Below are 10,161 nucleotides of genomic sequence, written 5' to 3'. Positions count from 1 at the left end.
TCGGCAACGTCGACCGCAGTTGGCGCAACCCCAACATGCTCGTGTGGCACGGCGACGTGTGGCTCATCGACCACGGCGCGAGCCTCATCTTCCACGACAGCAGGGCCGCGCAGGCACGGGCGGTAGGCTCGCTGTCCTTGATGTCCCAGCCGAGCGGGGCCGCCTTCGGCCACAGCTCCGTCATGCCCTCGAAGCCGGGGATGCTCTTGGCCGCCATCGTCGCGAGGGGCCCCGCGGCGACGAGGTTCACCCGGATGCCCTGCGGGCCCAGGTACTTGGCCAGGTAGCGGGCGCACGACTCCAGGCCGGCCTTCGCCACGCCCATCCAGTCGTACACCGGCCACGCCTTGGTGGCGTCGAAGTCGAGGCCGACGACGGAGCCGCCGTCCTTCATCAGCGGCAGGCACGCCATCGTCAGCGACTTCAGCGAGTACGTGGAGGCGTGCACGGCCGTCGCGACGTCCTCCCACGGCGTCTCCAGGAAGTTCCCGCCGAGGGCGGTCTGCGGCGCCGCGTCGGCCGGGTCGACGCCGAGCGCGATCGCGTTGCCGACCGCCTCGTCCAGCCGGAGGCCGGATCCGGCGATGGTGCCGTCGGCGCGCAGCGGCGGGCCCTGCTCGGGCATGGTGATGGGCTCGCCGCCGAGGTCGTAGGTGCCGGGCGGCATCCCGGCGGCCGAGGCCGCGTCGGTGACGAGCACGACCCGTCCCGCCGCGGCCCGCAGCACCAGCGTCGCCACCTCGGGCCCGACGTGGTGCAGGTCGAGGATGAGGCCGGGGCTCAGCCGCTCGTCGATGAGGGCCTGCACGGCCACGCCCGGGTCGCGGTGGTGGACGCCGGTCTGCGCGTTGAAGATGTGGGTGACCTTGCGGGCGCCGGCGTCGGCCGCGGCGGCGACCTGCGCGGCGGTGGCGTCGCTGTGCCCGACGCTGACCAGCACGCCGGCCGCGGTCAGGGTGCGGATCGCCTCCAGGGCGCCGTCCCGCTCGGGGGCGAGCGTGACCAGCTTGACCAGGCCCGTCTCCAGCAGCGTCGCGATGTCGGCGGGCGCGGGGTCGGTGAGATGCGCGGCGTTGTGCGCGCCCTTGCGCTTCTCCGACAGGAACGGGCCTTCGAGGTGGACGCCGAGGACGCGGGCCCCGGGCGGCAGGTCCGGCAGCAGGTCGCGGGTGCGGAGGAGCGCCTCGGCCTGCGTGCGCACCGGGGCCGTGATGAAGGTGGGGAGGAACGCGGTCACGCCGGTCTCGGGCAGGCGGGACACGACGGTGTGCCAGGCGGCGGCGTCGGCGTCCACCATGTCGTGCCCGAAGTACCCGTTCACCTGGAGGTCGACCAGGCCGGGCGCGAGGAGGCCGCCGGGGAGGTGGACGTCGGGCGCGCCCTCCGGACGCCCTTCTCCGGCCTCGACGATCATCCCGTCCGCCACGCGGACGTAGCCCGGGGACACGACGCGGTGCGGGCCGGCCGCCGGGGTGAGGATCATCTGTTCGGCCGTGATCAGCAGTGATGCCATGGGGGCGCGCTCTCTGTGACGCGATGATCGCGGATGGGTTCCTCCGGATACCGACTGGTCTAGTCCGGACTAGACCAGTACGCACCATACTCCACGAATCGGAGGGAGATGAAGATGCGGGGCGAAACTTCGTCCGGCGCCGGACCGCCCGGGGGGTTCCGGCCACCGGACGCACGGGAAGGACAGCCGGAGATGGTCATGAAGCCGGGGGTCGGAACCGGAGGCGCCATCCGGCGCCCCGGCCTGACCTGCGCATTTGTCGATCTTGAAGTCGCCGGGGCGTGATCGGGCCGTTACGAATTCGTGCATTGACATGTCTTTCGATGCTGTGGTCTAGTCCGGCCTAGACCAGTACGAACCAAAGCGAATACTGTCGAATCACCGACCAGCCCACCCATCCGTCGAAACCCGGCGAATCCCATCGATCCGGCCATCGGCCATCGAGGAAACCCCCGTGACGACCATCGACCCGCACAGTCCGGTACCGAAGTACTTCCAGCTCCGCGCCATCCTGCTCGACCTCATCGAGAGCGCGGAACTGCCCGTCGACGCCCCGATCCCCTCGGAGCGCGAGCTGTGCGTCCGGTACCGGCTGTCCCGCATGACCGTCCGGCAGGGCGTCGACCAGCTGGTGTCCGAGGGGCGGCTCTACCGCGTCCCCGGAAAGGGCACCTTCGTCGCCCGGCCCAAGATCGAGATGCCGCTGCGGCTCGTCTCGTTCACCGAGGACATGCTGGCCCGGGGGCTGCGGCCCGGGGCCGTCGACCTGGACCGGCGCACGGTCCCGGCCGACGCGCGGCTCGCTCGGATCTTCGACGTCGAGCCGGGCACGCAGATCCACGTCATCGAGCGGCTGCGCACCGCCGACGGCGAGCCCATGGCACTCGAACGCGCGCATATCCTGGCCTCGCTCGCGCCCGACCTGCTCGATCGCAGGCTCGCGGACCGCTCCCTCTACGGCGTCCTCGAAGCGGTCTACGGGCTCGTCTTCGACGCGGGCGACCAGACCATCGACGCCAGCCTGGCCGACGCCGCCGACGCCAGGCACCTGCAGATCGCCCGGGGCAGTGCCGTGCTGCTCCTGCAACGACGCTCCTACACCGGAGGAGTGTGCGCCGAGCTGGGCGTGTCGACCTACAGGGCGGACCGCTACCAGATCCACACGGCCCTCGGAAATCCCCCGCCTCACTCCTGAAACCCCTGAGGAGGAACCTCGCGATGACTGCGACAACAGTGGACTCCGCGCCGCGCCGAGGGTCGAGCGCCCTCGCGGTGCTGCAGCGGATCGGCCGCAGCCTGATGCTGCCGATCGCCGTGCTGCCCGCCGCCGCACTGCTGCTCCGGTTCGGCCAGCCCGACATGCTCGGCGCGGACGGCCTCGGCTGGGACCGCGTCGCCGAGGTCGTCGGCGGCGCCGGTCAGGCCCTGTTCAGCTACCTGCCGCTGCTGTTCGCGGTCGGCGTGGCGATCGGGTTCGCCCGCAAGTCCGACGGCTCCACCGCGCTCGCCGCCGTGGTCGGATACCTGGTGTTCGACCAGGTATCCAAGATCATGTTCTCGCACAGCGACGAGCTCAAGGGCAACGTGCTGATCACCAAGGTGGTGGACGGGGCGCCCAAGGAGGTCATCGACTTCGGGGCCAAGAACCCCACCGACGTGCTCGGCGGCATCCTCATCGGCGTCGTCGCCGCGCTGCTCTACCAGCGCTTCTACCGGGTGAAGCTGCCCACCTACCTGGCGTTCTTCGGGGGCCGGCGGTTCGTCCCGATCGTCACGGCGGTCGCCGCCCTGGTGCTCGGCGTCCTCGTCGGCTTCATCTGGCCGGTGTTCGGCAGCTGGCTGACCGACTTCGGCAACTGGATCACCGGCGCGGGCGCGGCCGGCGCCGGCATCTACGGCGTCATCAACCGCCTGCTGCTGCCGTTCGGCCTGCACCACATCCCGAACTCGCTGATCTGGTTCGTGTTCGGCTCCTACAACGGCCCGGACGGCACCGTGCACGGCGAGATCAACCGGTACCTGGCCGGCGACCCGCACGCGGGCGGCTTCCTCGCCGGGTTCTTCCCCGTCCTGATGTTCGGCCTGCCCGGCGCGGCGCTGGCCATCTGGCGCGCCGCTCCCCCGCACCGCCGCCCCGCGGTCGGCGGCATCATGATCTCCGCCGCGCTCACCGCGTTCGTCACCGGCGTCACCGAGCCGATCGAGTTCGCGTTCATGTTCGTCGCGCCCGTCCTGTACGGGGTGCACGTCGTCCTCACCGGCATCTCGATGGCGGTCCTGGAGGCGGCCGGAGCCCAGCTCGGCTTCGGCTTCTCCGCGGGCGGCATCGACCTGCTGCTGAACGCCTCGAAGGACAACACCAAGGGGCTGTGGCTCATCCTCGGCATGGGCGTCCTGTACTTCTTCCTGTACTACTTCATCTTCAAGTTCCTGATCACGAAGTTCAACTTCGCGACCCCGGGCCGCGAACCCGAGGACGAGGAGTCGACGGCCGTCGACGCGGGCGCCGACCCCGAGCTCGCGGGCGGCGGGAAGAAGAAGAGGAACCGCAAGGGCACCGCCGAACCGCAGGACTCCACCGCGGGCTGAGCCCTCCCCCCGAGTCCCGGGCCCCCGCACCCCGGGACTCGCTCCCGAAGGCGGCGGGACGCACATCGCGTCCCGCCGCCTTTCACATTCCCGTTACGAGAGCGGCCGTAAGCGGTCAGGACGTATTTTCCACAAGCTTCGTGACTCCTGTTTCAAAAAGCGATTCAGGAGGTTTCATGGTGCGTCCGGTCAGAAGCGGGGCGGTTCGGTTCGTCAGGTATCGCCCGTCCCCCGCCGTGCACGGAGCGCTGGCGCTGCGTCCCGCGGCGGGGCCCGCGCCGCGGAGCCCGGGGCTGCGGCTCGTCCGTCCGGCGGCCGGGGAGGACGCGGAGGTCCAGGCCGTCGCGGACGCGGCCGTGCGGCTCGCCGTGGAGGTCCTGGCGGGGACGCGGCCGGCGCACCAGCTGTCGCTCGTGGCCGTCCCGGCGGTCTGCCGGGAGATCGCCGCCCAGCTCGGCCCGAGGACGCGCGGCGGGCGGATCGTCCCGCCGAAGGTCCTGTCGACGCGCTCGCAGCGGCCGGCGCCCGACGTCGCCGAGGCGGTCGCCCTGGTCGTCGTGGCGGGACGCGTCCACGCGCTGGCGCTGCGGCTGGAGCACGCGCGGGGACGGTGGCGCTGCACGGCGCTGGAGACGACCGCGCCCTGACACGCGAGACGGGCCCTGAGACACCGAAAGGGGCCCTGACATGCGGAAGCGGCCCCCCGAGGCTTCGGGAGGCCGCTTCCGCGCGTCCTGCTCGTGCTCGCCGGCGCCCTACTTGGCCTTGCTGCGCGGGTCGCCGTGGCAGCGCTTGAACTTCTTGCCGGAACCGCAGGGGCACGGGTCGTTGCGGTTGACGCCCGCGTACTCGTCCGCGGTCTCCTCGCTGTGGTGCTCGACACCGCCCTCGCCGTCGACGGTCGGGGCCGAGTACTCCAGCTTCTTCGGACGCTTGGGCTGGTCGAGGCCCTTCGCCTTGATCGAGACGGCCTCCTCGGCCTCCTCGACCTCCGCCTCGTCGGCCTTCTCCATGTCCACCGCGGGGGCGGACTTGGCGACCGCCACCGGCTCGGCGCCCACGACCGGGGTCTCCGGCTGCTCCTCCACCTCGACCTCGAGGTTGAACAGGTAGCCGACCGACTCCTCCTTGATGCCGTCGAGCATCGCGTTGAACATGTCGTAGCCCTCGCGCTGGTACTCCACCAGCGGGTCGCGCTGCGCCATGGCCCGCAGGCCGATGCCCTCCTGGAGGTAGTCCATCTCGTAGAGGTGCTCGCGCCACTTGCGGTCCAGCACCGACAGCACGACGCGGCGCTCCAGCTCGCGCATGACCTCCGCGCCGAGCTCCTCCTCGCGCTTGTCGTAGGCCGCCAGGGCGTCCTCGCGGATCTTCTCGGCGAGGGTCTCGGCGTCCAGGCTGGAGATGTCGCCGCCGATGTCCTCGACCAGCTCGTCCACCGTGAGCGAGATCGGGTAGAGCTGCTTGAACGCCTTCCACAGCTTGTCGAGGTCCCACTCCTCGGCGAAGCCCTCGCCGGTGGCGCCCGCGACGTAGCCGGCGACGACCTCGTCGATCATCCGGCGGACCTGGTCGTGCAGGTCCTCGCCCTCCAGCACCTTGCGGCGCTCGGCGTAGATGACCTTGCGCTGCCGGTTCAGCACCTCGTCGTACTTCAAGACGTTCTTGCGCATCTCGAAGTTCTGCTGCTCGACCTGGCTCTGCGCCGACTTGATCGCGTTGGAGACGATCTTGGACTCGATCGGCACGTCGTCCGGGATGTTCAGCCGGGTCATGATCGACTCGACGCGGGCCGAGTTGAACAGCCGCATCAGGTCGTCCTCCAGCGAGAGGTAGAACCGGGACTCGCCCGGGTCGCCCTGCCGGCCGGAACGTCCGCGCAGCTGGTTGTCGATGCGCCGCGACTCGTGCCGCTCGGTCGCCAGGACGTACAGGCCGCCGGCGTCGACGACCTCCTCGTGCTCGCCCTTGACGTCCTCCTTGGCCTTCTCCAGCGCCTCGGGCCAGGCGGCCTCGTACTCCTCGGGCGTCTCCAGCGGCGACAGCCCGCGCTGGTGCAGCGCCAGGTCGGCGCGGAAGTCGGGGTTGCCGCCGAGCATGATGTCGGTGCCGCGGCCCGCCATGTTCGTCGCGACGGTGACGCCGCCCTTGCGGCCCGCCTCCGCGACGATCGCCGACTCCTGCTCGTGGTGCTTGGCGTTCAGCACCGCGTGCGGGATGCCGCGCCGCTTGAGCATCTTGCTCAGCCGCTCGGACTTCTCCACCGACGTCGTGCCGACCAGGACCGGCTGGCCCTTCTCGTGCCGCTCGGCGATGTCGTCGACCACGGCCTCGAACTTGGCCTGCTCGGTCTTGTAGACGACGTCCGCGACGTCCTGGCGGATCATCGGCTTGTTCGTCGGGATCGGCACCACGCCGATCTTGTAGGTCTTGTTGAACTCCGCCGCCTCGGTGTCGGCGGTGCCGGTCATGCCGGACAGCTTGTTGTAGAGGCGGAAGTAGTTCTGCAGGGTGATCGTGGCGAGCGTCTGGTTCTCGTCCTTGATCGCCACGCCCTCCTTGGCCTCGATGGCCTGGTGCATGCCCTCGTTGTAGCGGCGGCCGTGGAGGATGCGGCCGGTGAACTCGTCCACGATCAGGACCTCGCCGTTCATGACGACGTAGTCCTTGTCGCGCTTGTAGAGCTCCTTGGCCTTCAGGGCGTTGTTGAGGAAGCTCACCAGCGGCGTGTTCACCGAGTCGTAGAGGTTGTCGATGCCGAGCCAGTCCTCGACCTTCTCCACGCCGGACTCGGTGACGCCGACCGTGCGCTTCTTCTCGTTCACCTCGTAGTCGCCGGGCCCGTACTCGTCGACCTGCCCGGCCGTGCTGACCAGCTCGGCGCGCTTCAGCCGCGGGACGATCTTGGCGAACTCCGAGTACCACTTGGAGTTCTGCTCGGCCGGACCGGAGATGATCAGCGGGGTCCGGGCCTCGTCGATGAGGATCGAGTCGACCTCGTCCACGATCGCGAAGTTGTGGCCGCGCTGGACGCACTCCTCCAGGCTCCACGCCATGTTGTCGCGCAGGTAGTCGAACCCGAACTCGTTGTTCGTCCCGTAGGTGATGTCGGCGTTGTAGGCCGCCCGGCGCTCGTCCGGGGTCATCTGCGGGAGGATGACGCCGACCTCGAGGCCGAGGAACTGGTGGACGCGGCCCATCCACTCGGCGTCGCGCTTGGCCAGGTAGTCGTTCACCGTGACCACGTGGACGCCCTCGCCCGACAGGGCGTTCAGGTAGGCGGGGAGCACGCAGGTCAGGGTCTTGCCCTCACCCGTCTTCATCTCGGCGATGTTGCCGAGGTGCAGCGCCGCGCCGCCCATCACCTGGACGTCGTAGTGGCGCTGGCCGAGCACGCGCTTGGCGGCTTCGCGTGCGGTCGCGAACGCCTCGGGCAGCAGCTCGTCCAGGGACTCGCCGTCGGCGAGTCGCTCCCGGTACTTGTCGGTCAGCTCGCGCAACTCGGCGTCGCTCATCTCGAGGAAGTCCTCCTCGATCGAGTTGACCTGATCCGCGAGCTTCTTGAGCTTGCGCAGAGTTTTTCCCTCGCCCGCACGAAGGATCTTGTCGATGACTGGCGGCACTCTCGAAGGCTCCTTGCAGATCGTGGGTCACCGCTCCAGGCGGCGCGCACACCACACGTACGATGCCCATCGTAGGCGAGACCCAGAATGGTCTAGGTCACTCCGGAGCGCAATCCACAGAGCACCCCGTTTGACTTTCGGGGCCCCGGAGAAGATGTCTCACACCTCAGGAGGGAGCCGCTATGTCTGAAGAGTCGCACGGTTCGCACGCAGGCAGGCCGAGTTCGTGGGTCGCCGTCGCCGTCATCTTCGCCGGTTTCGTGGTAGGCGGCGTCGGCCTCTGCCTGGGCCCCAATTGGGTCATGTTCTGGGCCGGCGCTGGCATCGTCGTGCTCGGCATGCTCGTCAGCTGGGTCGTCCACCTGTTCTCCGACGTCGTCGTGGACGCGCCCCGCGTCATCCCCGAGATCGTCGACTACTCGCTGTTCGGATCCCACTCCGACAAGCGGCGCGGCGGCAAGTCCGGTGAGGTCCTGGACACCCCCGTGGCCACCGACACCCAGCAGGCCCCCCACGGCTGACCTCCCCGCCCAAGCCCCCCGAAAGCCGCCCCCGGCCCAAGCCGGCGGGCGGCTTCCTGCCTCCCGACACCCGGCTACAAACCCCAAGAAGCGGCTCTGAGGTTCAGGGGACGCTCTGGGGCCCACCGCTTCCGCCGTACAAGCACCCACCCCTGCGGAGATGACCACCCCTCGGCAGCAGACCCCAGGCACACCTGCGAACGCCCGGAAAGCTCACCTCCCTGACGCTTGCCACCCGCGCGAACGCCTCTGAGCAGGGATAGAGCGGCCCCAGGGCTGCTCAGATGGCGATCGCGGGCGCCTGGCCGGCTTCCCTCCCCGAACGCTCCGGCGTCCTCACGGAGCGCCTCTGAGCAGGCATTGAGCGGCTCCAAAGGGTTGCTCAGATGGCGGCTGCGGGCGCCCCGACAGTTCCCCCTCCCGACGCTTGCCGGCCTTGCGGAGGGCCTTTGAGGAGGGATTGAGCGGCCTCAGGGGCTGCTCAGGTGGTGGCTGTGGGGGTCAAGGCGGGTTTGTGGGGCGCGGTGTTGGTCTCGTGGAGTTTTCCTGCGCCTTTGCGTCGGGCTGTGCATGTCGGGAGGTCCGCTGGCCTTGGCCTAGCCGGACGCTGTCGCAGCGGCTCGAAATTTGAGCGTGGGCACAGGGGACCTTAGGAGGGGGCTGTTTCGGTGAGGGCGGTCTTGAGGAGGGTGGGGGGCAGGGTGGTGCGCTCTACGCGGACGTCGTCGCAGCCGACCCATGCCGCGGCGCGCCACAGGGCTGTGGCGAGGGCCGTCGTCGTTGATTCCGTGCGGGCGGCGGTGCGGGTCGCCCACGGTTCCATGGACACCTGGCGGGCGATGAGCGTGCGGCCCTCCCTCGCGGGGTCGACGCGTCCGATGAGGCGCCCGCCGGCCAGGAGCGGCATCGCGAAGTAGCCGTGGACGCGCTTGGCCTTCGGGACGTACGCCTCCAGGCGGTGGTCGAAGCCGAACACGCGCGAGGCGCGGGCGCGGTCCCAGACGAGGGAGTCGAAGGGCGAGAGCAGCGCGGTGGCGTGCCTGCCCTTGGGCGGGGAGGCCAGCGCGGCGGGGTCGGCCCAGGCGCGCTGGGTCCATCCGGCGACCTCGACGGGGACGAGCCCGGCCGCCTCGACCACGCGGTCGACCTGGTCCTGCTTGATCCGGTAGTAGTCGGCGAGGTCGCCGCGGGTGGCCACGCCGAGGGCCCGTCCGGCGCGGGCGACGAGGGCGGTCAGGCAGGCGTCGTCGTCGGGGTCCTGCGCGAGGAGACCGGCGGGGACGGCCCGTTCGGCGAGGTCGTACACGCGGCGCCAGCCGACCCGCTCGACGCAGACGACCTCGCCGATGTCCAGCAGCCACTCGATGCCGATCTTGTGGTCGCTCCAGTCCCACCAGTCGGCGCTCGCCTTGGCGCCGCCGAGCTCCTTGGTGGTGAGGGGGCCGTCCGCGGCGAGCCGGGCGCGGATCTCGTCGCAGACGCCCTCGGGGACCTTGTGCCAGCGCCAGCCGCGGCGCAGGTACGCGCGGCGCCGGAACGCGAACAGCGGCCAGTCGGCCATGGGCAGGATGGAGGCGGCGTGCGCCCAGTACTCGAACGTCCCGCCGGTGGCGGATCCAGGCTTCGCGGAGCGGCGTGAGCTGACGGCCTGCCGCCCGCCCCAGTAGGCGGCCTCGATCTTTTCGCGCCCGACCGGGCCGAGGCGGGCGTAGGGCACCAGCTCGTGGGACCGGGCCAGCACCGAGATCGTGTCGAGCTGGACGGCGCCGAGCCGCTCCAGCACCGCCGGCACGCCCCCCTTCGGACGCGCCCCCAGGAAGCCCTGGGCGCGCAGCTGGAGCCGTCGTGCCTCGTCCGCGCTGAGTTCCACCACGGCGGTGATGCTACGACACAACACCGACAAACCCGGATTGCC

Annotated in this window: 6 protein-coding genes and 2 pseudogenes; 5 read left to right on the top strand and 3 right to left on the bottom strand. The window is 70.3% G+C overall.

Going from position 1 to position 10,161, the window contains the following annotated elements; translation table 11 throughout:
- Positions 1-107, top strand: a pseudogene (locus AB0K37_RS12200) (aminotransferase class I and II); the annotation flags it as partial.
- Here AB0K37_RS12200 and AB0K37_RS12195 read toward each other — a convergent pair.
- Positions 95-508 (bottom strand): annotated as a pseudogene (locus tag AB0K37_RS12195) (SDR family oxidoreductase); the annotation flags it as partial. The pseudogenes AB0K37_RS12200 and AB0K37_RS12195 overlap by 13 nt on opposite strands.
- 1,459 nt (positions 509-1,967) lie before the next feature.
- On the opposite strand from AB0K37_RS12195, the gene AB0K37_RS12190 reads away from it, so the two are divergent.
- The 3 genes from AB0K37_RS12190 to AB0K37_RS12180 all read left to right on the top strand — a co-directional run bounded on the left by AB0K37_RS12190 (position 1,968) and on the right by AB0K37_RS12180 (position 4,749).
- On the top strand, positions 1,968-2,708 hold the full coding sequence (locus AB0K37_RS12190; RefSeq protein ID WP_141581197.1) for a GntR family transcriptional regulator: 741 nt from the start codon (positions 1,968-1,970) through the stop codon (positions 2,706-2,708).
- A gap of 23 nt (positions 2,709-2,731) precedes the next feature.
- Entirely contained in the window at positions 2,732-4,102 is a 1,371-nt protein-coding gene (locus AB0K37_RS12185; protein WP_363978795.1) for a PTS transporter subunit EIIC, read from the top strand.
- Between the two features lie 176 nt (positions 4,103-4,278).
- On the top strand, positions 4,279-4,749 hold the full coding sequence (locus tag AB0K37_RS12180; RefSeq protein WP_363978792.1) for an Rv3235 family protein: 471 nt from the start codon (positions 4,279-4,281) through the stop codon (positions 4,747-4,749).
- Between the two features lie 108 nt (positions 4,750-4,857).
- Here AB0K37_RS12180 and secA read toward each other — a convergent pair whose 3' ends face one another.
- A complete protein-coding gene (gene secA / locus AB0K37_RS12175) occupies positions 4,858-7,725 on the bottom strand; it encodes a preprotein translocase subunit SecA (RefSeq protein ID WP_363978789.1) in 2,868 nt (955 codons plus the stop codon).
- Between the two features lie 182 nt (positions 7,726-7,907).
- Here secA and AB0K37_RS12170 point away from each other — a divergent pair, with 182 nt between their 5' ends.
- Complete coding sequence (locus AB0K37_RS12170; RefSeq protein WP_363978786.1) at positions 7,908-8,246, top strand: HGxxPAAW family protein; 339 nt, start codon at positions 7,908-7,910, stop codon at positions 8,244-8,246.
- Positions 8,247-8,895: 649 nt separating this feature from the next.
- Here the strand turns inward: AB0K37_RS12170 and AB0K37_RS12165 are convergent.
- Positions 8,896-10,119 carry a crosslink repair DNA glycosylase YcaQ family protein gene (locus tag AB0K37_RS12165; protein WP_363978784.1) on the bottom strand — a complete coding sequence of 408 codons (1,224 nt, stop codon included), beginning with the start codon at positions 10,117-10,119 and terminating at the stop codon, positions 8,896-8,898.
- Between the last annotated feature and the right edge of the window lie 42 nt (positions 10,120-10,161).

The organism is Actinomadura sp. NPDC049753 (assembly GCF_040674655.1).
Classification (GTDB): Bacteria; Actinomycetota; Actinomycetes; order Streptosporangiales; family Streptosporangiaceae; genus Spirillospora; species Spirillospora verrucosospora.
Note: the sequence above shows the minus strand (reverse complement) of the source record. Positions and strands in the feature narration are given on the sequence as shown.

Bases quoted from the DNA above. Each gene is read 5' to 3' on its own strand.
- AB0K37_RS12185 (WP_363978795.1), top strand. From the start codon at position 2,732: ATGACTGCGACAACAGTGGACTCCGCGCCGCGCCGAGGGTCGAGCGCC.
- AB0K37_RS12180 (WP_363978792.1), top strand. From the start codon at position 4,279: ATGGTGCGTCCGGTCAGAAGCGGGGCGGTTCGGTTCGTCAGGTATCGC.
- AB0K37_RS12170 (WP_363978786.1), top strand. From the start codon at position 7,908: ATGTCTGAAGAGTCGCACGGTTCGCACGCAGGCAGGCCGAGTTCGTGG.